43 protein-coding genes and 3 pseudogenes are annotated in these 26543 nt (G+C 51.6%); 9 read left to right on the forward strand and 37 right to left on the reverse strand.

Annotated elements, in window-relative coordinates; genetic code table 11:
• The first annotated feature begins 60 nt into the window (after positions 1–60).
• Entirely contained in the window at positions 61–750 is a 690-nt protein-coding gene (locus tag HMPREF9371_RS05555) for a DUF3108 domain-containing protein (RefSeq protein ID WP_009118993.1), read from the forward strand.
• A gap of 40 nt (positions 751–790) precedes the next feature.
• On the opposite strand, the pseudogene HMPREF9371_RS13330 reads toward HMPREF9371_RS05555, so the two are convergent.
• A pseudogene (locus tag HMPREF9371_RS13330) lies at positions 791–928 on the reverse strand (lipoprotein signal peptidase); the annotation flags it as partial.
• 55 nt (positions 929–983) lie between these two features.
• Between HMPREF9371_RS13330 and HMPREF9371_RS05560 the strand changes: the two are divergent.
• Entirely contained in the window at positions 984–2252 is a 1269-nt protein-coding gene (locus tag HMPREF9371_RS05560) for an RsmB/NOP family class I SAM-dependent RNA methyltransferase (RefSeq protein WP_040660233.1), read from the forward strand.
• Positions 2253–2278: 26 nt separating this feature from the next.
• A complete protein-coding gene (gene grxD / locus HMPREF9371_RS05565) occupies positions 2279–2590 on the forward strand; it encodes a Grx4 family monothiol glutaredoxin (protein ID WP_009118995.1) in 312 nt (103 codons plus the stop codon).
• A 48-nt stretch (positions 2591–2638) separates the two neighbouring features.
• On the opposite strand, the gene HMPREF9371_RS13335 is transcribed toward grxD, so the two are convergent.
• Entirely contained in the window at positions 2639–2821 is a 183-nt protein-coding gene (locus HMPREF9371_RS13335) for a lipoprotein signal peptidase (protein ID WP_232203130.1), read from the reverse strand.
• Between the two features lie 12 nt (positions 2822–2833).
• Between HMPREF9371_RS13335 and HMPREF9371_RS05570 the strand changes: the two genes are divergently transcribed.
• Positions 2834–3499 (forward strand): glutathione S-transferase, encoded by a 666-nt coding sequence (locus HMPREF9371_RS05570; RefSeq protein ID WP_009118997.1) that lies wholly within the window; start codon positions 2834–2836, stop codon positions 3497–3499.
• Positions 3500–3586: 87 nt separating this feature from the next.
• On the opposite strand, the gene rpsT is transcribed toward HMPREF9371_RS05570, so the two are convergent.
• Together rpsT and HMPREF9371_RS05580 are read right to left on the reverse strand one after the other, a co-directional pair.
• Positions 3587–3850, reverse strand: coding sequence for a 30S ribosomal protein S20 (rpsT, locus tag HMPREF9371_RS05575; RefSeq protein ID WP_009118998.1), 264 nt, complete (start codon positions 3848–3850; stop codon positions 3587–3589).
• A 139-nt stretch (positions 3851–3989) separates the two neighbouring features.
• Positions 3990–4424: a PaaI family thioesterase gene (locus tag HMPREF9371_RS05580; RefSeq protein WP_009118999.1), complete on the reverse strand. Its 435-nt coding sequence runs from the start codon at positions 4422–4424 to the stop codon at positions 3990–3992.
• 148 nt (positions 4425–4572) lie between these two features.
• On the opposite strand from HMPREF9371_RS05580, the gene hflX reads away from it, so the two are divergent.
• On the forward strand, positions 4573–5778 hold the full coding sequence (gene hflX, locus HMPREF9371_RS05585; protein WP_009119000.1) for a GTPase HflX: 1206 nt from the start codon (positions 4573–4575) through the stop codon (positions 5776–5778).
• 23 nt (positions 5779–5801) lie between these two features.
• Here the strand turns inward: hflX and HMPREF9371_RS13340 are convergent.
• The 3 genes and pseudogenes from HMPREF9371_RS13340 to HMPREF9371_RS13885 form a co-directional block, all read right to left on the reverse strand.
• Positions 5802–5996 (reverse strand): annotated as a pseudogene (locus tag HMPREF9371_RS13340) (hypothetical protein); the annotation flags it as partial.
• Positions 5962–6549, reverse strand: coding sequence for an RDD family protein (locus HMPREF9371_RS05590; RefSeq protein WP_009119001.1), 588 nt, complete (start codon positions 6547–6549; stop codon positions 5962–5964). The gene HMPREF9371_RS05590 and the pseudogene HMPREF9371_RS13340, both read right to left, overlap by 35 nt.
• 95 nt (positions 6550–6644) lie before the next feature.
• A pseudogene (locus HMPREF9371_RS13885) lies at positions 6645–6777 on the reverse strand (lipoprotein signal peptidase).
• 107 nt (positions 6778–6884) lie between these two features.
• On the opposite strand from HMPREF9371_RS13885, the gene prmA reads away from it, so the two are divergent.
• From prmA to HMPREF9371_RS13345, 4 genes are all read left to right on the forward strand, one after another.
• Positions 6885–7778, forward strand: a complete 894-nt coding sequence (prmA, locus tag HMPREF9371_RS05595) for a 50S ribosomal protein L11 methyltransferase (RefSeq protein WP_040660235.1) — start codon at positions 6885–6887, stop codon at positions 7776–7778.
• 105 nt (positions 7779–7883) lie between these two features.
• The gene (locus tag HMPREF9371_RS05600; protein ID WP_009119003.1) at positions 7884–8891 is read left to right on the forward strand and encodes a zinc ribbon domain-containing protein; all 1008 of its coding nucleotides are present in this window, start codon (positions 7884–7886) and stop codon (positions 8889–8891) included.
• Position 8892: 1 nt separating this feature from the next.
• Entirely contained in the window at positions 8893–10212 is a 1320-nt protein-coding gene (gene argA, locus HMPREF9371_RS05605; protein ID WP_009119004.1) for an amino-acid N-acetyltransferase, read from the forward strand.
• 183 nt (positions 10213–10395) lie between these two features.
• Positions 10396–10542, forward strand: a complete 147-nt coding sequence (locus tag HMPREF9371_RS13345; RefSeq protein WP_009119005.1) for a hypothetical protein — start codon at positions 10396–10398, stop codon at positions 10540–10542.
• Positions 10543–10591: 49 nt separating this feature from the next.
• Here HMPREF9371_RS13345 and typA read toward each other — a convergent pair whose 3' ends face one another.
• The 30 genes from typA to rpsJ form a co-directional block, all read right to left on the reverse strand.
• The gene (gene typA, locus HMPREF9371_RS05610) at positions 10592–12400 is read right to left on the reverse strand and encodes a translational GTPase TypA (protein ID WP_009119006.1); all 1809 of its coding nucleotides are present in this window, start codon (positions 12398–12400) and stop codon (positions 10592–10594) included.
• A 169-nt stretch (positions 12401–12569) separates the two neighbouring features.
• Entirely contained in the window at positions 12570–12959 is a 390-nt protein-coding gene (rplQ, locus tag HMPREF9371_RS05615) for a 50S ribosomal protein L17 (RefSeq protein WP_040660237.1), read from the reverse strand.
• Positions 12960–12984: 25 nt separating this feature from the next.
• Positions 12985–13968, reverse strand: a complete 984-nt coding sequence (locus tag HMPREF9371_RS05620; RefSeq protein WP_040660239.1) for a DNA-directed RNA polymerase subunit alpha — start codon at positions 13966–13968, stop codon at positions 12985–12987.
• 27 nt (positions 13969–13995) lie between these two features.
• Entirely contained in the window at positions 13996–14616 is a 621-nt protein-coding gene (rpsD, locus tag HMPREF9371_RS05625; protein ID WP_040660241.1) for a 30S ribosomal protein S4, read from the reverse strand.
• Between the two features lie 18 nt (positions 14617–14634).
• Positions 14635–15030: a 30S ribosomal protein S11 gene (gene rpsK / locus HMPREF9371_RS05630; protein ID WP_002216249.1), complete on the reverse strand. Its 396-nt coding sequence runs from the start codon at positions 15028–15030 to the stop codon at positions 14635–14637.
• A 23-nt stretch (positions 15031–15053) separates the two neighbouring features.
• Positions 15054–15416: a 30S ribosomal protein S13 gene (gene rpsM / locus HMPREF9371_RS05635; protein ID WP_009119010.1), complete on the reverse strand. Its 363-nt coding sequence runs from the start codon at positions 15414–15416 to the stop codon at positions 15054–15056.
• A gap of 76 nt (positions 15417–15492) precedes the next feature.
• Positions 15493–15606, reverse strand: a complete 114-nt coding sequence (gene rpmJ / locus HMPREF9371_RS11800) for a 50S ribosomal protein L36 (RefSeq protein WP_003697674.1) — start codon at positions 15604–15606, stop codon at positions 15493–15495.
• Positions 15607–15624: 18 nt separating this feature from the next.
• Positions 15625–15843 carry a translation initiation factor IF-1 gene (infA, locus tag HMPREF9371_RS11805; RefSeq protein ID WP_009119011.1) on the reverse strand — a complete coding sequence of 73 codons (219 nt, stop codon included), beginning with the start codon at positions 15841–15843 and terminating at the stop codon, positions 15625–15627.
• 26 nt (positions 15844–15869) lie between these two features.
• Positions 15870–17177 (reverse strand): preprotein translocase subunit SecY, encoded by a 1308-nt coding sequence (secY, locus tag HMPREF9371_RS05640; protein WP_040660244.1) that lies wholly within the window; start codon positions 17175–17177, stop codon positions 15870–15872.
• 14 nt (positions 17178–17191) lie between these two features.
• Positions 17192–17623, reverse strand: coding sequence for a 50S ribosomal protein L15 (gene rplO, locus HMPREF9371_RS05645; RefSeq protein WP_040660246.1), 432 nt, complete (start codon positions 17621–17623; stop codon positions 17192–17194).
• A 1-nt stretch (position 17624) separates the two neighbouring features.
• The gene (rpmD, locus tag HMPREF9371_RS05650) at positions 17625–17810 is read right to left on the reverse strand and encodes a 50S ribosomal protein L30 (protein WP_040660248.1); all 186 of its coding nucleotides are present in this window, start codon (positions 17808–17810) and stop codon (positions 17625–17627) included.
• The gene (rpsE, locus tag HMPREF9371_RS05655; RefSeq protein WP_009119015.1) at positions 17803–18324 is read right to left on the reverse strand and encodes a 30S ribosomal protein S5; all 522 of its coding nucleotides are present in this window, start codon (positions 18322–18324) and stop codon (positions 17803–17805) included. The genes rpmD and rpsE overlap by 8 nt, the downstream gene beginning before the upstream one ends.
• Before the next feature lie 32 nt (positions 18325–18356).
• Positions 18357–18710 (reverse strand): 50S ribosomal protein L18, encoded by a 354-nt coding sequence (gene rplR, locus HMPREF9371_RS05660; protein ID WP_009119016.1) that lies wholly within the window; start codon positions 18708–18710, stop codon positions 18357–18359.
• A gap of 17 nt (positions 18711–18727) precedes the next feature.
• Positions 18728–19261 carry a 50S ribosomal protein L6 gene (rplF, locus tag HMPREF9371_RS05665; RefSeq protein WP_040660250.1) on the reverse strand — a complete coding sequence of 178 codons (534 nt, stop codon included), beginning with the start codon at positions 19259–19261 and terminating at the stop codon, positions 18728–18730.
• A gap of 15 nt (positions 19262–19276) precedes the next feature.
• On the reverse strand, positions 19277–19669 hold the full coding sequence (gene rpsH / locus HMPREF9371_RS05670) for a 30S ribosomal protein S8 (RefSeq protein WP_009119018.1): 393 nt from the start codon (positions 19667–19669) through the stop codon (positions 19277–19279).
• A 13-nt stretch (positions 19670–19682) separates the two neighbouring features.
• Positions 19683–19988: a 30S ribosomal protein S14 gene (gene rpsN / locus HMPREF9371_RS05675; RefSeq protein ID WP_009119019.1), complete on the reverse strand. Its 306-nt coding sequence runs from the start codon at positions 19986–19988 to the stop codon at positions 19683–19685.
• 2 nt (positions 19989–19990) lie between these two features.
• On the reverse strand, positions 19991–20530 hold the full coding sequence (rplE, locus tag HMPREF9371_RS05680) for a 50S ribosomal protein L5 (protein ID WP_009119020.1): 540 nt from the start codon (positions 20528–20530) through the stop codon (positions 19991–19993).
• Between the two features lie 12 nt (positions 20531–20542).
• Positions 20543–20866, reverse strand: coding sequence for a 50S ribosomal protein L24 (gene rplX, locus HMPREF9371_RS05685; protein ID WP_009119021.1), 324 nt, complete (start codon positions 20864–20866; stop codon positions 20543–20545).
• A gap of 10 nt (positions 20867–20876) precedes the next feature.
• Positions 20877–21245: a 50S ribosomal protein L14 gene (rplN, locus tag HMPREF9371_RS05690; RefSeq protein WP_040660252.1), complete on the reverse strand. Its 369-nt coding sequence runs from the start codon at positions 21243–21245 to the stop codon at positions 20877–20879.
• A 222-nt stretch (positions 21246–21467) separates the two neighbouring features.
• On the reverse strand, positions 21468–21731 hold the full coding sequence (rpsQ, locus tag HMPREF9371_RS05695) for a 30S ribosomal protein S17 (RefSeq protein ID WP_009119022.1): 264 nt from the start codon (positions 21729–21731) through the stop codon (positions 21468–21470).
• The gene (rpmC, locus tag HMPREF9371_RS05700; protein WP_040660857.1) at positions 21731–21922 is read right to left on the reverse strand and encodes a 50S ribosomal protein L29; all 192 of its coding nucleotides are present in this window, start codon (positions 21920–21922) and stop codon (positions 21731–21733) included. Before rpmC ends, rpsQ begins: the two co-directional genes overlap by 1 nt.
• Entirely contained in the window at positions 21922–22338 is a 417-nt protein-coding gene (rplP, locus tag HMPREF9371_RS05705; protein WP_040660254.1) for a 50S ribosomal protein L16, read from the reverse strand. Before rplP ends, rpmC begins: the two co-directional genes overlap by 1 nt.
• Entirely contained in the window at positions 22322–23017 is a 696-nt protein-coding gene (rpsC, locus tag HMPREF9371_RS05710) for a 30S ribosomal protein S3 (RefSeq protein ID WP_009119025.1), read from the reverse strand. The genes rplP and rpsC overlap by 17 nt, the downstream gene beginning before the upstream one ends.
• 10 nt (positions 23018–23027) lie before the next feature.
• Positions 23028–23357 (reverse strand): 50S ribosomal protein L22, encoded by a 330-nt coding sequence (gene rplV, locus HMPREF9371_RS05715; protein WP_009119026.1) that lies wholly within the window; start codon positions 23355–23357, stop codon positions 23028–23030.
• Between the two features lie 10 nt (positions 23358–23367).
• On the reverse strand, positions 23368–23646 hold the full coding sequence (gene rpsS, locus HMPREF9371_RS11810) for a 30S ribosomal protein S19 (RefSeq protein ID WP_009119027.1): 279 nt from the start codon (positions 23644–23646) through the stop codon (positions 23368–23370).
• Positions 23647–23651: 5 nt separating this feature from the next.
• Positions 23652–24485, reverse strand: coding sequence for a 50S ribosomal protein L2 (gene rplB, locus HMPREF9371_RS11815; protein WP_009119028.1), 834 nt, complete (start codon positions 24483–24485; stop codon positions 23652–23654).
• Between the two features lie 5 nt (positions 24486–24490).
• Entirely contained in the window at positions 24491–24805 is a 315-nt protein-coding gene (rplW, locus tag HMPREF9371_RS05725) for a 50S ribosomal protein L23 (protein ID WP_182121943.1), read from the reverse strand.
• The gene (gene rplD, locus HMPREF9371_RS05730; protein WP_009119030.1) at positions 24802–25422 is read right to left on the reverse strand and encodes a 50S ribosomal protein L4; all 621 of its coding nucleotides are present in this window, start codon (positions 25420–25422) and stop codon (positions 24802–24804) included. The genes rplW and rplD overlap by 4 nt, the downstream gene beginning before the upstream one ends.
• Positions 25422–26066 carry a 50S ribosomal protein L3 gene (rplC, locus tag HMPREF9371_RS05735; protein WP_009119031.1) on the reverse strand — a complete coding sequence of 215 codons (645 nt, stop codon included), beginning with the start codon at positions 26064–26066 and terminating at the stop codon, positions 25422–25424. The genes rplD and rplC overlap by 1 nt, the downstream gene beginning before the upstream one ends.
• A 141-nt stretch (positions 26067–26207) precedes the next feature.
• Positions 26208–26519 (reverse strand): 30S ribosomal protein S10, encoded by a 312-nt coding sequence (rpsJ, locus tag HMPREF9371_RS05740; protein ID WP_002642322.1) that lies wholly within the window; start codon positions 26517–26519, stop codon positions 26208–26210.
• Positions 26520–26543 lie beyond the last annotated feature (24 nt).

Genomic DNA, 26543 nt, shown 5'->3' on the forward strand with positions numbered 1-26543 from the left:
TAACCCGCCGCCGTGCTACATTGGCGCCCGTTTGATTCCGTTTTTCCCGAAAGAGACCCCATGACCCCCACCCTCCGCCGCAGCCTACCCGTGCTCGCCCTGGCCTGCGCCTTTGCCGCCCCCGCCCAAGCCGACACCGCCTTCCCGCAAAAAGCAGAACTGCAATACGTCGGCCCCTACGGCGTGCCCGCCGTGATGACCTTCGAGCGCAACGGCAGCCAATACCGCGTGGTGGCCGACATCAACGCCCCCATGTACAAAATGCGCTTCACCTCCCAAGGCCGCATTTCCGGCAACCGCCTCAGCCCCGCCAGCTACAGCGACATCCGCCGCGGCCGCCCCTATGCCGGCGCCACCTTCAACTACGGCGCCAAAACCGTGAGCTACGGCAAAGCCGGCGCCACCGAAACCAAGCCCATGAACGGCCCCACCTTCGACCTCTTCACCCTCGCCTGGCAGCTCGCCCTCAACAACGGCCAACTGCCCGCCAATCTGAACATCACCAACGGCAAACGCCTCTACACCGTACAAGGCATGACCCGCCTCTCCCCCGCCAGCTACACCATCAACGGCGGCAGCATTCCGGTCAACCGCTTCCGCGTGCAGCGCGGCGACGACACCATCGAATATTCCTTCGCCCCCGATTTCGCCAACATTCCCGCCCGCATCAAATACACCGACGACGGCACCACCTACGAGCTGAAACTGCGCAGCGCCAAAATCGACGGCGTGACCATCCAGCCCAAATAAGCCGCCTGCCGGCACCATCGGGGCGCGCACCTCTGCCGCCCCGAGACCATTGCAAAACCTCCAGATGTGGATGCAGTTCAAGGCGTAGCAGCGCAGCGAGTGCAGACATATCACATAGATAGGCAAGCGAGCGAGCAGCTCACAACGCAGAAATGCGCCGCAGATGGGGGTTTTGCAAAGGTCTTGCCCCGTTCTGCTGCCCGCCCCACCCATCCTCAGGCTACCTGAAACCCATGCTTTCCCCCCGCACCCTCCGCCACGCCGCCGACGTTCTGCCCCAAGTGCTCGCCTTCCGCCAGCCGGCCGACGCCGTACTGGCCGCCTACTTCCGCGAACACAAACAACTCGGCCGCCAAGAACGCCAGGCCGTGGCCGACACCGTATTCGCCGCCATCCGCCACCGGCAGAAAATCCGAGCCGCCCTGCCGCAGGCCGACCGCCATCCCGAGCACACCGTCTTGGCGGCCGCCTACTTCGGCGCCTTGGCCGCTCCCGAACAGCTCGCCGCTTGGGCCGCGGAGCATCACGCCGCCCACCTGCCGCCCCGTTTGGCCGACACCGCCGCCCAAGCGGCGCACAGCCTGAATACCGCCGCCGAACTGCCCGCCTGGCTGATCGACACCCTGCGCAGCGACGGCTGGCACGACGACGCCATCCTCGCCTTCGGCCGCAGCACCGCCCAAGCCGCCCCGCTCGACCTGCGCGTCAACACCCTCAAAGCCAAACGCGACAAGGTGCTGGCCCAACTGCGCAACGAAGGCCTGGCCGCCGAAGCCACCCCCTATTCGCCTTGGGGCATCCGCCTGCACGACAAAACCGATTTCGGCCGCCACCCGCTCTTTCTCGACGGCAGCATCGAAATCCAAGACGAAGGCAGCCAGCTGCTCGCCCTCGTCAGCGGCGCCAAACGCAACGAAATCGTGGTCGATTTGTGCGCCGGCGCCGGCGGCAAAACCCTGGCCATGGGGGCCATGATGAAAAACAGCGGCCGCCTGTATGCTTTCGACGTGGCCGAAAAACGGCTGGCCAACCTCAAGCCCCGTCTGCAGCGCGCCGGCCTGAGCCAAATCCATTTACAGCGTATCGAACACGAGCAAGACTCCCGCCTCGCGCGCCTCTACGGCAAAGCCGACCGCGTGCTGGTGGACGCCCCCTGCTCCGGCCTGGGCACCCTGCGCCGCAACCCCGACCTCAAATACCGCCAATCGCCCGACAGCGTGGCCGAGCTGGCGGCGCTGCAGGCGCGCATTCTCGCCGCCGCCGCCCGCCTCGTCCGCCCCGGCGGCACCCTGATTTACGCCACCTGCAGCATGCTGGCCGCCGAAAACGAAGCCCAAATCGAACGCTTCCTCGCCGGGCAGCCCGGCTGGCAAAGCCTGCCCGCCCTACTGCCCAAGGGGGATACGCAAATGCCGCAGACAGGTGTATATTTGCGCCCCAATCCCGCCGAACACCAAACCGACGGCTTTTTTGCCGCCGTTTTGCTGCGTCAGGCTACCTGAAACCCTCCCACACCCCGAGGACAACCATGAGCAATATCCAAGAAGAAATCAAAAAAGTCGTTACCGAAAACCGCGTGGTGCTGTTTATGAAAGGCAGCAAGCAATTTCCCCAATGCGGCTTTTCCGCCCGCGCCGTGCAAATCCTGCAGGCCGCCGGCTGCACCGACTTCGTGACCGTCAACGTGCTGGAAAACGACGCCGTGCGCCAAGGCATCAAAGAATACGCCAACTGGCCCACCATCCCGCAGCTGTATGTGAACGGCGAATTCCTCGGCGGCTCCGACATCATGATGGAAATGTTCGAAGCCGGCGAATTGCAAGAAGCCCTCAAAGCATAGGACGTGCCGCCGGCCCCGCCGAAAAACACACAGGCTACCTGAAAATTTTCAGGTAGCCTGAGACCTTTGCAAAACCCCCAGATGTGGATGCAGTTCAAGGCGCAGCAGCACAGCGAGCGTAGACATATCATCTAGATAGGCAAGCGAGCGAGCAGCGCACAACGCAGAAATGCGCCGCAGATGAGGGTTTTGCAAAGGTCTCAGCCCGTGCGCCCGCCCCGCTGTTTCCACCCGGAGAACCACATGATTACCCTGTACGCCCTCAAACAATCCCGCGCCTACCGCATCGCTTGGCTGCTCGAACTGCTCAATCTGCCCTATCAAGCCGAAATCATCGAACGGGATGCCGCCACTTCGCTCGCGCCCGAGCGGCTGCGAACCCTCCACCCGCTGGGCAAATCGCCCCTGATTGACGACAACGGCCGAGTCTTGGCCGAAAGCGGCGCGATTGTGGAATACCTGCTGGCATGCTACGGCCAAGACCGCCCGCTCAAGCCGTCCGCAGACAGCCCCGCCTACCCCGACTATCTGTTTTGGCTGCACTATGCGGAAGGCTCGCTGATGCCTTTATTGGTGATGTCGCTGGTCTTCCGCAAAATCGACGAGCGCAAAATGCCGTTTTTCGTCAAACCCGTCGCCCGCAAAATCACCGGCGGCGTGCGCGATGCCTTTTTACAACCGCAACTGAAACTGCATCTCGAGTTTGTCGAGCAACAGTTGGCCGGCCGCACTTGGCTGCTCGGCGACGAACTCAGCGGCGCCGATATCATGATGAGCTTTCCCTTGCAGGCCGCCCTGTCGCGCACCCCGCTGGCGCTGCCGAATATCGCCGCCTATGTCGCCCGCATCGAAAGCGACCCTGCTTATCAGCGGGCGCAAGCACGTTTGGGCAAATTGGCATTCCTGTAGCCGGGCCAAACGGCATACGCCAAGCATACGGACAAACAAAAAACCGAATCTGGCGCAGATTCGGTTTTTTACGTCGGAGCGCAGGGCTTAGGCCATGGCTTTAACTTTGGCAGACAGGCGGCTTTTGTGACGGGCGGCTTTGTTTTTGTGGAACACGCCTTTGTCGGCGATGCGGTCCATCACTTTGGTGGCCGCTTGCAGTTCGGCTTGGGCGGCGGCTTTATCGCCGGTTTCCACCACTTTCAATACTTTTTTCACCGCAGTACGGAAAGCGGTACGCAGGCTGGCATTGTGGGCGCGGTTTTTTTGCGCCTGACGGGCGCGTTTACGGGCTTGTGCGCTATTGGCCATAAGAAAACTCCTAAAGAATAAGGTCAAATTTGCAAACGCGGAATTCTAATGTTTTCAGGTTTTAAATGCAAGCGCGGATTCGGTTTTCCGCTTTGGCCTGACACCAAAACGCCACCGCCGACGGCCGGCGCGGTTGGTTTCAGGTAGCCTGTTTGCGCGCCACCACCATATTGCCCATGCTCATGGCGCACACCAGCCGCCCTTTCTCGTCGGTCACCTCCATCTCGGTGTAATGCACGCTTGTGCCTTTGCGCCGCAATACCGCACGGCAGTACACGGTGCCGGTAAACACCGGGCGCAGATGGTGGGCGGTGATGTCGGTGCCCACCGCCATCAGGCCGCTGTCGGTCAAAACATGGTTCGACAGCGTCGAACCCACGCTTTCGCCCAAGGCCACGCTGGCACCGCCGTGTAAGAGGCCGTAGGGCTGGTGCACCTGCGGGCGAACCGGCATTTTGGCCAGCAGAAAATCTTCTCCCACATCAATGAATTCAATGCCCATCCATTCCAACATGGTTTGACGGGATAAATCGTTCAAATGCCGCAACAGCGCAGGCTTATCGGTTTCGGTCATGGTGTCTCCTCTTCATTTCGGCGCATCCGTCAGCAGCCGCTCACCACTTGGACGCCCGACAAGCGTTTCAGGTAGCCCCGGGCCACGGTCTGAAGTACGGAACAAGTGGGCTATAATAAACGCCCTTTCCCTTTCTGCACAGCCAGCCATGTCCCGCCGAACCCTTTTCCAACTCGACAAATCCTTGGAGCGCCCCGAACGCGTGATGCTGGTGGGCGTGATGCTGTCCGACAGCTTCAGCGGCAGCAACGAGAGCCGCGAACACGCTTTCCGCGCCGCCCTACAGGAAGCCGCCGAACTGGTGGCGGCCACCGGCGGCGAACTGGTGCACACCGAAACCGCCAAACGCGACCGCGCCCACAGCGCTCTGTTTGTGGGCAGCGGCAAAGCGGAAGAACTGGCCGAAGCCGTTCGGCGGCACAATATCGAGCTGGCCGTATTCAACCACGAGCTCACGCCCACGCAGGAGCGCAATCTGGAAAAAATCCTGCAATGCCGCGTCTTGGACCGCGTGGGCTTAATTCTGGCGATTTTCGCCCAGCGCGCACGCAGCCAGGAAGGCCGCCTGCAGGTGGAACTGGCGCAGCTTACCCACCTTTCCGGGCGGCTGGTGCGCGGTTACGGCCACCTGAAAAGCCAGAAAGGCGGTATCGGTCTCAAAGGGCCGGGCGAAACCCAGCTCGAAACCGACCGCCGCCTGATCCAAACCAAAATCACCACCCTGCGCCGCCAGCTCGAGGCGGTCAAAAAACAACGCGAAACCCGCCGCAAATCACGCCTGAAAGCCGGCACCACCTCGTCCGACGGCCGCTTCCACGCGGTGAAAACCTTTGCCATCGTCGGCTACACCAATGCCGGCAAATCCAGCCTGTTCAACCGCCTGACCAAAGCCGACGTGCTGGCCAAAGACCAGCTGTTCGCCACCCTCGACACCACCGCGCGGCGGCTGTACCTCAATGCCGACACCAGCATCATCCTCACCGACACCGTGGGCTTCGTGCGCGATCTGCCGCACCAATTGGTGGCCGCCTTCTCCGCCACCTTGGAAGAAACCGCGCTGGCCGACGTGCTGCTGCACGTGGTGGACGTTTCCCACCCCGACCACGAACGCCAAATCCAAGACGTCAATGCCGTGCTGGCCGAAATCGGCGCCGACGGGCTGCCGCAACTGTTGGTGTACAACAAAACCGACCTGCTGCCACCCGCACTGCGCCGTGAAGGCATCTTGCGCAACGCTGCCGGCCAAGCCGTGGCCGTCGGCATTTCCGTGCTCACCGGCAGCGGTTTGGACGAACTGCGGCAGGCCCTTGGCGAATGGGCGCAAACGCCTGCGCCCACGCAACAGGCTACCTGAAAACCCGAGGCGGCACACCCAGTCTGAGACCTTTGCAAAACCTTCAGATGTGGATGCAGTTCAAGGCGTAGCAGCGCAATGAGTGCAGACATATCAGATAGATAGGCAAGCGAGCGAGCAGCGCACAACGCAGAAATGCGCCGCAGATGAGGGTTTTGCAAAGGTCTCAGTCTTTCAGGTAGCCTACACCCGCACCACCACGGTTTTCGCCAGCTTATCCTGCAAGGTTTGGCGCCGCCGGTCGGAAAACAGCATCACCACGCACACCAGCGGCACCAGCCAGCCGAAAAACGGTAACAACAGCATAATCGGCAGCCAAAGCAGCTCCCGCCCAAACAGCAAACGCCCCCAACCCAACGGTCTGTTTACCTCATCCACCACCTTCACGCCCAACAAGCGCTTGCCCCAGCTCTGCCCGCTGCGCGCCATAGAGAACGCCTGACCGCCAAAATACACCGCACAAATTATCCCCAGCAACACCCCCGTCGCCCGGTCATCAACCGGTAGCGAAAACATCACGGCCACCATCACCACCCCCACCGCCACCAACACAAAAAATACGCCGTTGAGTAGCACCGCCAGCACCCGTCGCACCGGCCCGGCCAAACCGAGCACTTCCGGTACGGCCCACGCGCCCGCCGCCGGCGTCCCGGCAGCGCCGAACAACTGGTCTTCCAGCGAGCCGGCGCCGCGGGTTTCCGGTGCCGCAGCTTGCGGCATGCGCTCCTGCTTCGGCCGCCGGCCCACATTCCTCAAACGAAAATCCTGCATGGCTGTTCTCCTTCATTGCCTGTTGTGCTTATTGTAAACCGTTGACAGGTACCGCAGGTCGTTTTGCTGCACTCTGCGCCGCAGTCATGCTCTTTTCAGGTAGCCTGAGACCTTTGCAAAACCCTCGGATGTGGATGCAGTTCAAGGCGTAACAGCGCAGCGAGCGAGCAGTACCCATAGGGCATAAACGCACAACGCAGAAATGCGCCGCAGATGGGGGGCGTGCAAAGGTCTCAGCCTGCCCAAGGCTACCTGAACCGCCGTTTCCCTGCGCAGACCGCGCGCTTTCCGCTACAATGGCGGCCTTCTTACAAACTGCCCAACCCCATCACGCCATGTCTTACCAACAAGCCGCTATTCCCGTGAGCGAACGGGTGGCCGAAGCCTTTTCCGACGCCCTGATGACCCACGGCGCCCTATCCGCCGCCATTGAAGACGCCTACGCCGGCACCGACGAAGAGCAGGCTATTTTCGGCGAGCCGGGCGAACCCACCGAACAGCTGTGGCAGCGCAGCCGCATCCTCGCCCTGTTTGCCCAAGATGCCGATGTCGCCGCCGTGGTTCAAGCCGCCGCCGCCGACTGCCGGATGCCGGTGCCGCCCTACCACATCGACGAATTGCCCGAACAGGACTGGGTGCGCCTGACCCAAGCCCAGTTCGACCCGATCCGCATTTCCGAACGGCTGTGGATTGTGCCCACCTGGCACGACATCGCCGACGAGGCCGCCGTCAATCTGCGCCTGGATCCCGGCTTGGCCTTCGGCACCGGCAGCCACCCCACCACCCACCTCTGCCTGCAATGGCTGGACGAACAGCTGCAAGGCGGCGAGCGGGTGCTGGACTACGGCTGCGGCTCGGGCATTCTGGCCATCGCCGCCCTCAAACTGGGCGCCGCCGCTGCCGACGGCGTGGACATCGACGCGCAAGCCATCCGCGCCAGCCGCGACAATGCCGAGCAAAACCAAGTGGCCGCCCGCTTTTTCCTGCCCGACGCCCTGCCCGAAGGCCGTTACGACGTGGTGGTGGCCAACATTCTGGCCAACCCCCTGCGCATGATCGGCAGCATGCTGGCCGCCCGCACCCGCCCCGGCGGCCGCATCGTCCTCTCCGGCATCCTCGAAGATCAAGCCGAAGAATTGAGCGGCATCTACGCCGAATGGTTCGACATGGCGCCGCCCGTGGCCGACGGCGGCTGGGTACGCCTGAGCGGCACGCGCAAGGACGGCTGAACCAACACAAAACCGACACTTGGCGGCATCAGGCTACCTGAAAGATGACAGCCGCCGCCAATCCTTCCTACAATGCCCTCTACCCAACCTTCGCCCACAACGCCGATGAAGACCGTTCCGCTCAAATGCCCGAAATGCGAAACTGAAAACAGCTACGCCGTTGCCGACATCAAAGCCGCCAACGGCCAAGTTGAATGCGCTTGGTGCGGTCATCCGTTTATGGTGGCGCGCAAAGCCAAGCCGGCGACAGAGCCGCCTGCGCCTCCGCCTGCGCCGCAAGCCGTTCCCGCCGCCGACACCACCGATCTGCGGCACGCCAAAATCCCCCTGCGCGAAAAACTGGCCCGCCTCAAGCAACATTCCGAAGCCTTGGCGGTCCAGCAGTCTGCCCAACAATCAGCCGGCAAACCCGCAAACACCGCAGAGCAAACCTCCGTTCCGCCCGCACCCCAAGCACCAACCGCAAGCGCACCGGCCGACACCGCTCCGTCCCCGCGGCCTGCGGTTGAGCCCGTCAAAACCGAACCCACGCCTGCACCCGCTGCCGGAACCGCCAGCAAAGCAGCAACTACCGAAACCGAACCGGTATCGCTTACCGATAAGCAAACCGAAGCGCCCGATATCCGCACCCTGCTCCAACGCAATGCGGCCATCGACAATGAAACCGGCCAGCCCTTGCCGTTCCGCCTGTATCAGGAGCCGGCCGGCCCGGCGGCCGTCCGTACCGATTCGGCGGCCACCATCGAGGCCTTGTTGCAGCGCACCGGCAACCAAGCTCTGCCCCCTGCCACGCTGCCGAATATCGATTCTCTGCTGAAAACCATTCAGCAAAACACCCCGGCCGCACCCGGCGGCCACACGCAAAACATCCACATTCAGGCGCAAAGTCTGGTGTTCAACCTGGTATCCGGCAAAGACGGCGCCGCCCACTTGCCCCAAGCGGCCGGCCTGCTGCCTGCCGTCATCGACCAGCCCACAGACGGTGGCCAGCCGGTCGATCCCACGCTGCCGGTCAGCCGGCAAGAACACGATTTCAACTGGACGCTGGCTTCTTTGGTGGCGCTCACCGTGCTGATTATCCAGCTGTTTTATTATCTGTTGATGATGCGCTGATATGCAGGCCGCCTCCGACGATTTCATCCTACACTTCCGCGAAGCCGCTCCCTATATCCATGCCCTGCGCGGCAAAACCGTGGTCATCGGCATCAGCAGCGCCCTGCTGACCGGCAATACCCTCACCGCCCTCGCCGCCGACATCGGCCTATTGGCCGGATTCGGCGTGCGCTTGGTGTTGGTACACGGTACCCGCTGCCAAATCACCGCGCAAACCGAAGCGGACGGCGACACCCCGCGCTACCACCGCAACCGCCGCATCACCGACGCCGCCACTCTGCAGCGCACCAAACAAGTATGCGGCGTGCTGCGCACCGATCTCGAAGCCGCCCTCTCTTTAGGGCTGGCCAACCTGCCCGGCCGCGGCCGCGGCCTGCGCATCGTCAGCGGCAATTTCGTCACCGCCCGTCCTTACGGCGTACTCGACGGCATCGACATGGGCTATACCGGCCAAGTACGCAAAATCGACACCCAAGCCCTGCAAGACTGTCTTAACGACGGTGCGGTGGTCTTAATCAGCCCCATCGGCCACTCGCTCAGCGGCCGCAGCTTCAATCTCAGCATGACAGATATCGCCGAAGCCGCCGCCATCGCCCTGCAGGCGGAAAAACTGGTGTTCATCACCCCCCAGCCCGGCATCACCGACACCGGCAACCGCCTGCTCACCAACCTCACCGCCCAAGAAGCACGCCAACTGCTCAACGAACAGCAAGTGCCGCCCGAACAGCAACGCCTGCTGCAAGCCGCCCTCAACGCCCTGCGCCACCATGTGCAGCGCTGTCAGATTGTTTCAGGTAGCCTGGACGGGAGCCTGATCCGTGAACTGTTTACCCGCCACGGTGCCGGCACCTCCATTGCCGGCGGCGAGTTCCTCAACATCCGCCCCGCCCGCAGCAGCGACATCGCCGACATCGTCCGCCTCACCCGCCCGCTGGCCGAACAAGGCATTCTGCTGCCGCGCAGCCGCGGTTATTTAGAAAACCACATCGGCGAATTCAGCGTATTGGAAGACGACCGCCACCTCTGCGGCTGCGTCGCCTTGAAAACCTATCCCGAAGCACAGGCGGCCGAGCTGGCCTGCCTGGCCATCTCACCCGAAGCACGCGACAGCGGCTGCGGCGAACGGCTGCTCGATTACGTGGTGCAACAGGCACAAAGCCGCCAACTGCACAAACTGTTCGCCCTCTCCACCCAAACCGGCGAATGGTTTCTCGAACGCGGTTTCCGTACGGCCTCGCCTACCGACCTGCCGGAGGAACGCCGCCGCCAATATCAAGAAAACGGCCGTTGCTCGCATATTTTTCTGCGCGAGCTGCATTGAATCACCCACCGGCTGGTCAGATTCAAGCGTAAGTGAAAAGTAACGCTGAGACCTTGGCAAATCTAGATGTGCATATGAGCGAAGCCAGTTTGACCGCCGGAAATCCCGGTGGGGCGGAGCTTACCTCAAAAATCACTTCGCAAGCATGATAAAGACATACCGAATCAGAAAAGGCTGAGACCTTTGCAAAACCCCCATCTGCGGCGCATTTCTGCGTTGTGCGCTGCTCACTCACTTGCCTATCTATATGATATGTCTGCGTTCGCTGCGCTGCTGCGCCTTGAACTGCATCCACATCTGGAGGTTTTGCAAAGGTCTCAGGCTACCTGAATCTTTTCAGGTAGCCTTTCCAGTATTGATGCCGCATTCAGCAGGTAAATCAGTCTTTTTTGAAGTGACGGCGGCGTTCCTGCTCAGTCAGATAACGCTTACGCAAACGAATGGACTTGGGCGTGATTTCCACCAATTCGTCATCGTCGATAAACTCCACCGCGCTCTCCAGCGTCAGCTTGATCGGCGTGGTCAGGCGCACCGCTTCGTCGGTGCCGCTGGCGCGCACATTGGTGAGTTTCTTGCCCTTAAGCGGATTTACCACCAAGTCGTTGTCGCGGCTGTGGATGCCGATGATCATGCCTTCGTAAATCTTCTCGCCCGGCGACACAAACATGCGGCCGCGGTCTTCCAGATTCCACAAAGCATAAGCCACCGCCTCGCCCTGCTCCTGCGATACCAACACGCCGTTGTGGCGGCCGGGCATGTCCGGTTTTACCGGCGCATAATCGTCAAATACATGGCTCATCAAGCCGACACCGCGGGTCATGGTCATGAACTCGCCCTGGAAACCGATCAGACCGCGGGCCGGAATGTGGTATTCCAAACGGGTGCGGCCGTTGCCGTCGCTTTCCATATTGGTCAGCTCGCCACGACGGCGGCCCAGCTCTTCCATTACCGCGCCTTGGTTGTCGTCGGGCACATCCACCGTCAGATTTTCATAGGGCTCGCATTTTTGGCCGTCAATCTCGCGGTACACCACCCGCGGCTTGCCGACCGCCAGCTCATAGCCTTCACGCCGCATGTTTTCCAACAAAATGGTCAGATGCAATTCGCCGCGGCCGGACACACGGAAAATATCGGCGTCTTCGGTGTCTTCCACCCGCAAAGCCACATTGGTCAGCAATTCTTTTTGCAGACGGTCGCGGATTTGGCGCGAGGTAACAAATTTTCCTTCGGTGCCGGCCAAGGGCGAGGTGTTGACCATAAAGTCCATGGTCAAGGTCGGCTCGTCCACGCTGAGCATAGGCAAACCTTTGGGGTTGTCTTTGTCGCTAATAGTCACACCGATACCGATGTCCTCGATACCGGAAATGATCACGATGTCACCGGCTTCGGCTTCTTCCAAAGGCACCCGTTCCAAGCCTTTAAAACCGAGCAGCTGGTTGATGCGGCCTTGGGCTACTTGTTGCTCGTGGTTCATCACCGCCACCACCTGACCGGGCTTGATGCGGCCGTTGAGGATGCGGCCGATGCCTAAGCGGCCGGTATAGTTGTCGTAATCCAGCTGGGAAATCTGCAGCTGCAGGGTTTCATCGGCGCTGCCGGAAGGGGGCGGCGTGTGTTTGAGAATGGTGTCAAACAGAGGGCGCATGTCTTGATTGTCGTCGCCCTCTTCCAGCTTGGCAAAACCGGATAGGCCGGAAGCATAGACAATGGGAAAATCCAGCTGCTCGTCACTGGCGCCCAGCTTATCAAACAGCTCAAAGGTTTGATCGATCACCCAGCTGGGACGGGCGCTGGGCTTATCAATTTTGTTAATCACCACAATGGGGCGTAAGCCCAAGGCCAAAGCTTTTTTGGTGACAAAACGGGTTTGCGGCATCGGCCCTTCCTGAGCATCCACCAGCAAGACCACACAATCGACCATGCCCAATACCCGTTCCACTTCACCGCCAAAGTCGGCGTGTCCGGGCGTATCGACAATATTGATGTGGTAACCCTCATATTCGATGGCGGTATTTTTGGCCAAAATGGTAATGCCGCGTTCTTTTTCGATGTCATTGCTGTCCATCACCCGCTCGTCAACCTGTTGGTTGGCACGGAAAGTGCCTGACTGGCGCAGCAATTGGTCAACCAAGGTGGTTTTGCCGTGGTCCACGTGGGCAATGATGGCGATATTACGGATAGATTTCATAAGATATTGAATTCAAATTGAATGGTAAAGACTGGTTGATTATAACAACCCGACAAAGATGATGGCAAAAACGCGCCGACGCGACCGTCATCTGATCAATCTCGGCTTTTATAAAAAAAGGGCCGAAGCAAATCGACCCTTTTCAGCGCCTTCTCAACGTTAGGCGAAATTAATTTTGCTCTGAAGACTCTTCAGTACTGGCAGCCAAATCGGTCAGCTGCACCAAAGCCAAAGGCGCATTGTCACCTTTACGGAAGCCGTATTTCAAAATACGCACATAGCCGCCGTTCCGGTTTGCAAAACGTACACCCAGCTCATCAAACAGCTTCACAACCACATCACGATCACGAGTACGGTTGAACGCCAGACGACGGTTGGCCAAAGAAGGCTTTTTACCCAAAGTAATCAGAGGCTCTACAACGCGACGCAACTCTTTTGCTTTCGGCAGAGTGGTTACGATGGTTTCATGGGTCAACAAAGAGTTAGCCATGTTACGCAACATGGCAGCACGATGGCTGCTGGTGCGATTCAATTTGCGGTTAGCATTACCATGACGCATGTCATTATCCTTTTATCATCAATTCTTAAAGCTTATCTAAACCGGCAGGCGGCCAAGCTTCCAATTTGGAGCCCAAAGTCAAACCTTTCGAAGCCAAAACTTCTTTGATTTCATTTAAAGATTTGCGACCCAAATTGGGGGTTTTCAACAGTTCAGTTTCGGTACGCTGAATCAAATCACCGATATAATAGATGTCTTCTGCCTTCAAGCAATTCGCAGAGCGAACGGTCAATTCTAAGTCATCAACGGGACGCAGCAGAATCGGATCAATCGGTGGCGCTTTTTCTTCAACTTCTTCAACCGGTGTACCCTGTAGATCAGCAAAAATAGACATCTGATCAATCAAGATACGAGCCGCACTACGCACAGCTTCTTCAGGATCAATCGAGCCATTGGTTTCAATGTCTAAAATCAAGCAGTCTAAATCTGTCCGCTGTTCTACACGCGCAGGTTCCACATCAAAACTGACTCTGCTGATCGGCGAAAAACTTGCATCCAGGTGAATGGCGCCAATTTGCTTGTAATCGTCTTTACGCGTACGATTAGTAACGGACTGGTAGCCACGGCCTTTTTCCACTTTAATGGAGAGCTCAATTTTTCCATTATCCGCCAAGTGGCAAATAATGTGATCAGGATTGATGACTTCAACATCGTGCGGCAACTCGAGATCACCTGCAGTCACAATACCGCCACCGCTCTTTTTTAGACCAACCTGAACAGAGTCACGACCGAGCAACTTAAATACCACTCCTTTAATGTTCAGGAGAATATCAACCACATCCTCCTGAACACCATCAAGGGTCGAGTATTCATGCAAGACACCCTCAATAGATACTTCTGTGGGTGCGAAACCATTCATTGATGACAGTAAGATACGCCGCAAAGCATTACCTAATGTGTATCCGAAACCACGTTCAAAAGGCTCCATTGAAACCTTAGCACGAGTAGCAGACAAGGCCTCGACGTCAATTTGACGAGGCTTTAAGAATTCGGAAGTGCTGTTTTGCATTTAACGGTCCCTCACTGAGTTAATGGATTATTTCGAGTAGAATTCAACCACTAACTGTTCATTAATATCGCCGTACAGTTCAGCACGATCAGGCATATTTTTGAAAGTTCCCTCTAATTTATCGGTGTCTACGCTCACCCAGCCGGGCAAGCCGATTTGAGTAGCCAAATTCATCGCCTCCAAGATGCGTGCCTGTTTTTTCGCTTTTTCACGAACGGATACCACATCACCAGGCTTCACTTGGAATGAAGGAATATTCACTACTTGGCCATTTACCAAAATGGCTTTATGAGAGACCAATTGACGCGCTTCTGCACGAGTCGAACCAAATCCCATCCGATAGACCACATTATCTAAACGAGATTCTAAAAGTTGCAAAAGCAGCTCACCAGTTGAGCCTTTACGGCGGGCAGCCTCAGCAAAGTAACGTCTGAATTGACGCTCTAATACACCGTAAATACGACGAATTTTTTGTTTTTCACGCAATTGCAGACCATAATCAGACAGTCTGCCACGGCGTGCACCATGCTGTCCTGGTGCACTGTCTAGTTTACATTTAGATTCCAAAGAACGACGAGCGCTCTTCAAAAAAAGATCCGTACCTTCACGGCGCGATAACTTACATTTAGGACCGATATAACGTGCCATATCTCACTACTCCAAAAATTAAATACGACGCTTCTTAGGCGGACGGCAACCGTTATGAGGCAACGGGGTAACGTCTGTAATACTGGTAATTTTGAAACCAAGAGCATTGAGAGCACGAACAGAAGATTCTCGGCCGGGACCAGGGCCTTTGATGCGAACTTCCAAATTTTTCACGCCATACTCTTGGGCAACTTTACCAGCGGCTTCTGCTGCTACTTGAGCAGCAAACGGTGTACTTTTACGCGAACCTTTAAAACCAGCGCCGCCAGAGGTAGCCCAAGATAATGCATTGCCTTGACGGTCAGTGATGGTAATAATGGTATTGTTGAAAGATGCATGAACATGCACAATACCTTCACTTACGGTTTTGCGTACTTTTTTACGTACACGCGAGGCTGTGTTTGCTTTAGCCATCAATTAAATCCTTAAGAAAGAAATTATTTTTTACCTGCAATTGCCTTGCGCGGACCTTTACGAGTACGAGCATTGGTTCTCGTACGCTGTCCCCTACAGGGCAAACCACGACGATGACGGAAGCCACGATAGCAGCCCATATCCATCAGACGCTTGATATTCATCGTTACTTCACGGCGCAAGTCACCTTCAACTTCATATTTAGAAACCTGCTCACGTAAAGCATCCAATTGTGATTCATCCAAGTCTTTCACTTTGGTGCTGGCATTCACACCAGCAGCCTCGCAAATTAACTTGGCACGAGTAGCACCAATACCGTAAATAGCCTGCAGGCCAATAACGATATGTGCATGATTAGGGATATTTACCCCTGCAATACGAGCCATACTTAATTCCTTAATTTGGCAACCAATTAATTAACAAACAAATCATCACTAAACTTAGGCCAATCGATTTAATACATCAACCTTGACGCTGCTTGTGACGCGGATCTGTACAAATTACCCGTACCACCCTATTTCGGCGGATAATTTTACAATTACGACATATTTTCTTTACAGATGGTTGAACACGCATTTCATTTCCTTTTTAAAATTAACGGGCTCGAAAAACAATTCGCGCACGCGATAAATCATAAGGCGTCATCTCAACAGTAACTTTATCACCGGGAGAGATCCTGATATAGTGCATACGCATCTTACCAGAAATATGCCCCAACACCTCATGACCATTCTCCAACTTTACTTTAAAAGTTGCATTAGGAAGAGTCTCCAAAATCTCCCCCTGCATTTGAATAGTATCTTCTTTAGCCATAAATCTCTTAAATTGAATTAATCTAATTATCTTCTTGCCGCAGGCTTACGCAACAAATGTTCATATTGTTGATTCATACGATATGAGGCAATTTGTGTTCCAAAGTCCATCGTCACCACCACCAAAATAAGCAGCGAAGTACCACCAAGGTAAAAAGGAATACTCAACATTCCAGTTACAAATTCAGGAATCAAACAAACAATAGTTATATAGAGTGCACCAAAAAAAGTCAGATGCAAAACAACTTTTTCTAGATATCGCGATGTTTGCTCACCAGGCCTAATACCAGGAACAAAAGCGCCACTCTTCTTCAGATTTTCTGCCATTTCTCTTGGACTGAATACCAAAGCAGTATAAAAATAGCAAAAAAAGATAATGGCAACGGCAAAAATAATCACATACAGAGGTTCACCATGCTGTAGATACGCTGCCAATCTGGTAATCCAATTATCAGCACCGGATACACCCGCCCAGCTAACGATCTGAGACGGAAACAAAATAATGCTGGAAGCGAAAATTGGTGGGATAACTCCAGCCATATTCAGCTTAAAAGGCATATGAGTAGTTTGACCTTGAACAATGCGATTACCCACTTGCCGTTTAGCATAGTGAATAGGAATCTTTCTTTGAGCACTTTCAATATAGACAACTACATAAATCAGAAGTAGCGCACCTAACACAATAAATAATGCAGTCAAATAATGCAGTGTTCCATCCGCCGTCATAGAAAATAACTGACCAATACTACTCGGCAAAGTAGCAATAATTCCCGCCGTAATAATCAAAGAAATTCCGTTACCAATTCCACGTTCTGTTATCTGTTCACCTAGCCACATTAAGAACATAGTCCCAGTAACCAAGCACACAACACCAGAAACAAAAAACTCCAATTTAGGAATTGAAACAATACCTTGCTGATAAACAATACCCGTAGCAAACAAGCTTTGCACAAAAGCCAAAGCTAATGTAGCCCATCTGGTGTATTTAGTTAGAACACGCCGACCAGATTCCCCCTCCTTCTTCAAAGCTTTCAAGGAAGGAACAATTTCTGAACCAAGCTGAATAATAATAGAAGCAGAAATATAAGGCATAATACCAATAGCAAACAGACTGAATCTTTCCAAAGATCCTCCGGAAAACATATTCAGCATACCCAAAATACCTGCGTTACTATTGCTATTTTGAAATAATTGAGCCAATGCAGCAGCATCTACACCAGGAACTGGTATATGTGCCCCAATACGAAAAACAATGAGTGCACCAAGCAAAAATAGCAATCGGCTTCTTAAATCGCCTAATTTAGCCACTCCTGATGTAGATTGCTTTGCTAACACGTTACTTACCCTAATTATTTAATACTACCGCCCGCGGACTCGATCGCTTCTCTCGCTCCAGCAGTCAACTTGATACCGCTTAACTGAAAAGCCTGTTTTGCTTCACCACCAGCAATTAATTTAACACTCAAAGCATTATTCGGAATCAAACCAGCTTGCTTTAATGTTAATAAATCAATTTCATTAACCGCCAAAGCATTCAAATCTGAAACTTTCAGCTCTGCATTAAATGCAGCAGTCAATGATTTAAAGCCTCGCTTAGGTAAGCGGCGTTGCAAGGGCATCTGCCCCCCTTCAAAACCAACTTTATGGAAGCCACCAGAACGACTTTTTTGACCTTTATGGCCTCGGCCGCCTGTTTTACCTAAGCCGCTGCCAATGCCACGACCTACCCTGCGTCGTGCATGTTTAGCCCCTTCTGCTGGCTGAATACTATTCAGAAACATCTTATCCCTCCACCTTCAAAAGGTAGCTTACCTTATTAATCATGCCCCGATTTTCGGGAGTATCCAGTACTTCAACGGTATGTTCACGATGCCTTAAGCCTAAACCCTTAACACAGGCACGGTGACTTTTGATCGTACCGATCAAACTTCTAACCAAGGTCACTTTAATCTTTTTTTGCTCAGTCATTGCCATTGACTCCTAAAATATCTTCTACAGCCAATCCACGTTTAGCTGCAATTTCAGCCGGAGTATAAAGTTTGGATAGACCATCTAAAGTTGCACGAACGATATTGTAGGGGTTGGTTGAACCGTGTACTTTTGCAGAAATATTATGGATACCCATCGCATCAAATACTAAACGCATAGGTCCACCAGCTTTCACCCCGCTACCTTCTTTCGCAGGCTGCATAAATACCCTAGTTGCACCATGCTTGCCTATTACTTCATGATGAATTGTTCCATTTTTTAATGGAATTTTAATCATTGAACGCCGTGCTTGATCCATTGCTTTTTGTACAGCAACAGGTACTTCCTTAGACTTACCCTTACCCATACCAATTCGACCATCTCCATCACCAACTACAGTCAGTGCAGAAAAGGCCATAATTCGGCCACCTTTCACCACTTTAGTCACGCGGTTAACAGCTACCATTTTTTCAATCAGGCCATCGCCGCGCTCTTCCATTTCATTTTTTGCCATCTTATTTAAAGACTCCAGAATTTTATTTAGTTTTAAAAGCTCAAGCCATTTTCACGGGCAGCTTCAGCCAAGGCCTTCACACGACCGTGATACTGAAATCCAGATCGATCGAATGCAACTCTTTCGATACCAGCATTTTTCGCTTTTTCTGCAATTCTTTTACCAATGATGGCCGCAGCTTCAACAGTACTACCAGATTTAATAACAGAGCGAACCTCAGCTTCCAATGTTGAGGCGGAGGCTAATACTCGATCACCTTCTGCATTAATTACTTGTGCATAGATATGATTATTTGTACGGAAAACACACAGTCGTACCATTTTCAATGCTGCGATACGCGAACGAGTTTTACGCGCCCGACGCAGTCTAGTCATATGCTTATTCATATAAATATGGGCCTCAATTATTTTTTCTTAGCTTCTTTCATTACAACAACTTCGCCAACATAGCGAACACCCTTGCCTTTGTAAGGCTCAGGCGGGCGAAATGCACGAATTTCAGCTGCTACCTGCCCAACCGCCTGTTTATCAGCACCAAAAAGAACAATTTCTGTCTGACTGGGGGTTTGAACACTCACACCTTGAGGCATTTCATACACAACCGGATGAGAAAAACCTAAAGATAAGTTCAACACAGAGCCCTGTGCTTGAGCCCGATAACCTACCCCAATGAGTTGAAGGCGCTTTTCAAAGCCTTCCGCAACACCTTTGACCATATTCGCTATAATTGCACGAATTGTTCCAGACATTGCATTGGCTTGTTTACTATCAGAAGATGGAGAAAAAAGTAATTTATCATCACTTTGTTCAATATTTACATCACCGTTTAAAGGAAGTGATAGCTCACCATTTTTACCTTTAACAGTTAATACTTCCGCTCCAAATTTAATTTCCACACCAGCAGGAACGATTACTGGATTTTTTGCTACGCGAGACATAACAATTCCTTCTGGTTAGGCAACAATGCACAACAACTCACCGCCAACACCTTCGCTCCGGGCTTTGCGATCAGTCATCACACCCCGGGAAGTGCTTACAATCGCAATTCCCAAGCCATTCATTACTGCCGGAATTTGATTAGACGGCTTATAAACACGCAAACCGGGACGAGAAACGCGCTTGATTTGGTCAATAACCGGCTTACCAGAATAATATTTTAATTGAATTTCCAATACAGGCTTCGCATCAGCAGAAATTGTATAATCTTCTACATAGCCTTCTTCTTTCAAAACTTGAGCAATCGCTTTTTTCAGTTTTGATGAGGGCATTGCAACTACAGCTTTATTCGCGCGCTGTGCATTGCGGATACGGGTTAACATATCGGAAATAGGATCATGCATACTCATTTAACTTCTCCCATTACCAGCTTGCTTTAATGACACCAGGAATCTCACCACGCATGGCGATTTCACGAATCTTAATGCGGCCCAAACCAAACTTCCTGAAAGTTCCGCGAGGGCGACCAGTAATAGCACAACGGCGACGCTGACGCACTGGCGCAGCATTACGGGGGATGGATTGCAGCTTCAAACGGGCCTCAAAACGCTCTTCATCAGTAGCGGCAGCATCATTAATAACAGCAAAAATTGCTGCGCGCTTACTCGCATATTTTTTAGCCAACGCAGCACGCTTAGCTTCTCGATTAATAAGTGCTTTCTTAGCCATAATTATCCTTTGAAAGGGAACTTAAACAAAGACAAGAGCGCTTTCGCTTCCTCATCTGTTTTTGCAGTAGTAGTGATTGTAATATTCAAACCACGCAAGTTATCGATTTTATCATATTCGATTTCAGGAAAAATAATTTGCTCACGGACACCCATATTATAGTTTCCACGACCATCAAAAGCTTTCCCATTTACACCGCGAAAATCACGAACCCTAGGCAATGCAATAGTGATTAAGCGATCTAAAAATTCAAACATCTGAGCGCGGCGCAAAGTTACTTTACAACCAACCGGGTAGTTGTCTCGGATTTTAAATCCCGCAATGGATTTACGAGCAACTGTTACAACAGGCTTCTGCCCTGCAATTTTTTCCAAATCAGAAACAGCATGCTCCATTACTTTTTTATCCGCAACCGCCTCCCCTACACCCATATTCAGAGTAATTTTCTCTATACGAGGTACTTCCATAATTGACTTATAACCAAACTGTTTCATCAATTCCGGAACAACAGTTTTGTTATAAAATTCATTTAAACGCGCCATACCTATCACCTCTTAAACACCAATTTGAGCGCCATTAGACTTGAATATACGAACACGCTTTACTTCGCCTTCGGACTCAACAAGCTTTACGCCTACTCGATCAGCTTTCTTGGACTCAGGATTGAAAATCGCAACATTTGAAATAGACAAAGGCATCATCTTCTCAACAATACCTCCTTCTACACCACGCATCGGATTAGGTTTTTGATGTCTCCTAACCACATTTACGCCATCAACGATCAGTTTATCACCTAAAACCCGAATTACCTGACCTTGCTTACCTTTATCTTTGCCAGCAATAACAACAACCTGGTCACCTTTAATAATTTTCTTCATGCCCTAACCTTTACAAAACTTCAGGAGCCAATGAAACAATTTTCATGAATCGCTCTGTACGCAACTCACGAGTAACCGGTCCAAAAATACGACTACCCATAGGCTCAAGCTTATTATTTAATAAAACGGCTGCATTATTATCAAATTTAATTAAAGCACCATCCGGGCGACGAACACCTTTAGCGGTTCTAACAACCACCGCATTATAGACATCACCTTTTTTTACGCGACCTCTAGGCGCAGCATCTTTAACCGCAACTTTAATAATATCACCGACATTCGCGTAACGACGCTTAGAGCCACCCAAAACTTTGATGCACATTACTCGTCGCGCACCAGAATTGTCAGCCACATCCAAAATGGTCTGCATTTGAATCATGATTTTACCTTTTTAAATCCAACTTAATTTACCACTTTTAGATCAGCTTATAACCAGCATGGGCTATCAGCAAACCTAAAACCCGATACAGCAGGTTCCAGTAAACCAGTCTTGGTCCCGAAGGAAGAAACTTTCTAGAATCGAAAGCTGAAAAACGAAGTTTACAGCCATCTAGAGATGACTGCAAGCTTCGCCTTCAAAAAAAGCTAAATGTTGTACAATTTATACAGTTTTTGCTTTTTCAATCAATTCCTTTACTTTCCAAGATTTGGTTTTAGAAAGCGGCCGAGACTCCTCTACTAGGACCACATCACCTACTGAGAATTGATTTTGCTCATCATGTGCGTGAATCTTGCTAGAACGACGAATCACTTTCCCATACAACGGATGCTTAACCTTCCGCTCTATCAGAACAGTGACGGTTTTATCCATCTTATCGCTAACAACCTTACCTTGCAAAATACGAACATTTTTTGATTCGCTCATTATTTCACACCTTTTTCAGTTAATATGGTTTTAATACGAGCAATATCCCGACGGACCTTTTTCAATTCACTAACTTGAGTCAACTGGCCAGTAGCATGCTGCATACGTAAACCAAACTGTGCTTTTAATAAATCGAGTAAATCAGCTTGCAACTGCTCTACAGACTTATTGTTCAGTTCCTTACTTTTCATCATTTACCTACCTGTTTCGCAACAAATACCGTTGAAATAGGCAACTTAGCAGCAGCTAATGCAAAAGCCTCTCTTGCTAGGGTTTCTGGAACACCATCCATTTCATACAAAACTTTGCCGGGTTTAATTTCAGCAACATAGTATTCAACAGAACCTTTCCCGCCACCCATACGAACTTGAATGGGTTTCTCCGTGATAGGCTTATCTGGAAACACTCTGATCCAAATACGACCACCACGTTTAATGTGCCGAGTCATGGCACGACGAGCAGCTTCAATTTGACGGGCAGTTAATCGGCCACGTCCAACAGCTTTTAAACCGAAATCACCAAAGCTCACTTCATTGCCACGTGTAGCAATGCCTGTATTACGGCCTTTATGCTGTTTTCGATATTTCATTCTAGTTGGCTGCAGCATTTCGACTACCCTTTCTGCGTTTACTTTCTTGTTCGGTACGGGCAGGGGCTATTTCCTTACCCTCACCTGTATATACCCAAACTTTCAAGCCAATCACACCATAAGTTGTGTGTGCTTCACTGGTTGCATAATCTACGTTGGCACGCAAAGTATGCAGCGGCACACGACCCTCACGGTACCATTCGCTACGCGCAATATCCGCACCATTCAACCGTCCGGAGGTCATAATCTTAATGCCTTTAGCACCAATACGCATCGCGTTTTGCATAGCACGTTTCATTGCACGTCGGAACTGCACACGCTTCTCAAGTTGCTGAGCAATACCGTCAGCAATGATTTGTGCATCTAACTCCGGTTTACGTATTTCTTCGATATTGACATGAACAGGCACACCCATCAAAGCTTGTAAATCATGCTTCAAAATCTCAATATCTTCACCTTTTTTACCAATCACCACACCAGGTCGTGCAGAGTAAATGGTAATTTTTGCTGACTTAGCAGGCCGTTCAATAACAACACGACCAACAGAAGCATTCGTTAAACGTTTACGCAAATAATTACGTACATCAATATCTTGCTTCAAGACAGCAGAAAAGTCTGAGCTTTTAGCAAACCATTTAGATGACCAATCCTTATTGACAGCCAAACGAAAGCCTGTCGGATGAATTTTTTGTCCCATAGCTTTTCCTTTAGTTGCCCACTGTCAAATTGATATGACATGTTTGTTTTTCAATTCGATTGCCACGGCCTTTAGCTCTAGCCTGAAAACGTTTTAATGAAGCTGCTTTGTCAACATAAATGGTAACAACTTTCAGCTCATCAATATCAGCGCCTTCATTATGCTCAGCATTAGCAATCGCAGACTCCAATACTTTTTTAATCAGCTCCGCACCTTTTTTAGGACTGAAAGCCAAAATATTTAAAGCTTGGGCAACATCTTTACCTCGAATCAAATCTGCAACCAAACGGGCTTTTTGGGCAGAGATGCGGGCATTTTTATGTGATGCAGATACTCTCATAATTTATCCCTTATTTCTTTTTAGCTTTTTTATCAGCCAAATGGCCTTTAAAAGTACGGGTTAATGAGAATTCGCCTAGTTTATGGCCGACCATATTATCGCTAATAAAAACCGGTACATGAGTACGGCCATTATGAACAGCAATAGTCAAACCAATGAAATCAGGCAGGATTGTAGAGCGTCGAGACCAAGTTTTAATCGGACGCTTGTCATTATTTGCACGAGCAGCATCTACTTTTTTCAGCAGGTGCAGATCGACATAAGGACCTTTTTTAAGTGAACGAGCCATACCAATTAACCTTTATTAGAGTAACGACGACGAACAATCATATTATCTGTGCGCTTGTTGTTACGGGTACGATAACCTTTCGCCGGCGTACCCCACGGGCTCACAGGCTCACGAGCTTCACCAGTACGTCCCTCACCACCACCATGGGGGTGATCAACCGGATTCATTACGACACCACGAACAGTCGGTCGAATACCGCGCCAACGATTAGCACCAGCTTTACCAATTTTTTTCAAGCTCTGCTCTTCGTTACCAACTTCGCCAATGGTTGCACGGCAGCTAATATGGATTTTACGTACTTCACCTGAACGCAAACGGACTTGGGCATAAATGCCTTCTTTAGCCAAGAGTACTGCAGAGGCGCCAGCAGATCGGGCAATTTGTGCACCTTTCCCCGGTTTCATTTCAATGCAATGGATAGTCGTACCCACCGGAATATTACGAATCGGTAAGGCATTACCCGCTTTAATCGCGGATTCTGCACCAGAAACCAAGACAGCACCTACTTTAATGCCACGCGGAGCGATAATATAACGACGCTCACCATCAGCATAGCACAACAAAGCGATATGAGCCGTACGGTTCGGATCGTATTCAATACGCTCCACTTTTGCCGGGATACCGTCCTTATTTCGTTTAAAGTCAACTACACGATAATGATGTTTATGACCGCCGCCTTTATGGCGAGTGGTAATATGGCCGTTGTGATTGCGGCCCGCGGTTGAATTCTTTTTTTCAACCAATGCAGCATAAGGTGCACCCTTATACAAACCTTCAGTAGTCACGCGAACCATGCCGCGACGACCAGCAGAGGTTGGCTTCATTTTTACAATAGCCATTCTCTTTATTCCTTATCAGCAGCTGCGGCAGCGGCTTCCAAGTCTAATTCTTGACCGGCAACCAAGCTCACATAGGCTTTTTTGACATCACTGCGACGACCCATAGTGCGGCCAAAACGCTTTACTTTACCCTTGGTAGTAGTTGTTGTTACAGAAGCAACTTCTACACCAAACAGCAATTCAACAGCTGCCTTAATTTCAGCTTTTGTTGCGTTAGCCAACACTTTGAAAGTCATTTGGTTACGTTTTTCAGCCAGCAAATTGCTCTTTTCAGACACAACAGGAGCCAAAATCACTTTCATCAAACGCTCTTGATTCATACCCATTGCTCCTCCAGCTGAGCCACAGCTTCTTTAGTCACCACAACTTTTTTGTAACGTAACAAACTGTACGGATCAATTTGCTGAGCTTCCAAAACCAATACATTAGGCAGATTGCGCGAAGAGAGATAAACATTCTCATCCAGCTGTTTGGTAACAAAAAGCACTTGATCCAAACCCATATTTTTTACTTGGTCGGCAAAAGCTTTTGTTTTAGGGGTATCAGCAGACAAGCTCTCCACCACAAAAAGACGCTCATCTCGTACCAATTGCGATAGGATGCTCGCCATCCCGGCTCGATACATCTTCCGGTTTACTTTTTGTGTAAAGTTTTCGTCGGGTTTATTAGGAAACGCACGACCGCCGCTGCGCCACAAAGGAGAGGAGGTCATACCAGATCTAGCGCGACCAGTACCTTTTTGGCGCCACGGCTTCTTCGTAGAGTGCTTAACTTCAGCTCGAGTCAACTGCGCGCGATTACCAGACCGCGCATTTGCCAAGAAAGCAGTAACCAACTGATGAACCAGTGCTTCATTGTACTCACGCGCAAACAAAGCATCAGACGCATCCAAGCTACCTGAAACCTGGCCTTTAGCATCAATTACTTTCAATTCCATTATGCACCTACCTTCACGCTGGGTCGCACAATCACATCACTGTTTGCCGCGCCAGGAACTGCGCCTTTTACCAGCAACAAGTTACGCTCAACATCAACACGGACCACCTCTAAGCACTGAACAGTTGCTTTGGTATTGCCATACTGACCAGCCATGCGTTTACCAGGAAACACGCGACCAGGATCCTGAGCCATACCAATCGAACCCGGCACCCGATGAGAGCGCGAGTTACCATGAGAAGTACGTTGCGATCCAAAGTTATGACGCTTGATGGTGCCAGAGAAGCCTTTACCCTTAGAGGTACCGGTCACATCAACCAGCTGTCCCACTTCAAACATAGACACAGAAATTTGATCGCCTGCTTTTAATTCACCCAACTTTTCTTCAGACAGAGCAAACTCAAGCAAACCACGACCAGCTTCCACACCAGCTTTGGCAAAATGCCCAGCTTCAGCCTTACCGACTCGGTTAGCTTTTTTCTCGCCAAAGGTAACTTGAACAGCAGAATAGCCATCAGTATCTTTGGACTTTACTTGGGTAACGCGATTTGCAGACATATCCAATACAGTTACCGGCACAGAAGCACCTTGCTCAGTAAAAATACGGGTCATGCCCACTTTGCGCCCAACCAGACCTAAAGTCATGATTTTTCCTTAATATAATATATAACAAGGGGTCAATTACGATTGATTGACCATTGGACAAAAACGGACTTGGCAAACGCCAAGTCCGTTACTATACAGTATTTTCTTAAATAGAATCAAGAAAAAAATGCCTTCAAGCCGTTACTGCACCTTAATTTCCACATCCACGCCGGCAGGCAAATCCAATTTCATCAGCGCGTCGGTGGTCTTGTCAGTCCAATCCACAATATCCATCAAACGCAAATGAGTTCGGATTTCTAACTGCTCACGTGAGGTTTTATTCACGTGCGGAGAACGCAAAATATTGAAGCGCTCAATTTTAGTCGGCAATGGGATCGGTCCCTTTACTACCGCACCGGTACGCTTGGCGGTTTCGACAATCTCTTGCGCAGAGCGATCAATCAAGCTGTAGTCATACGCTTTCAGACGAATACGGATTTTTTGGTTAGCCATAGATCAATATCCTTCTGGTTAAGC

The sequence above is a fragment of the Neisseria shayeganii 871 genome, from assembly GCF_000226875.1.
Lineage (GTDB): Bacteria > Pseudomonadota > Gammaproteobacteria > Burkholderiales > Neisseriaceae > Eikenella > Eikenella shayeganii.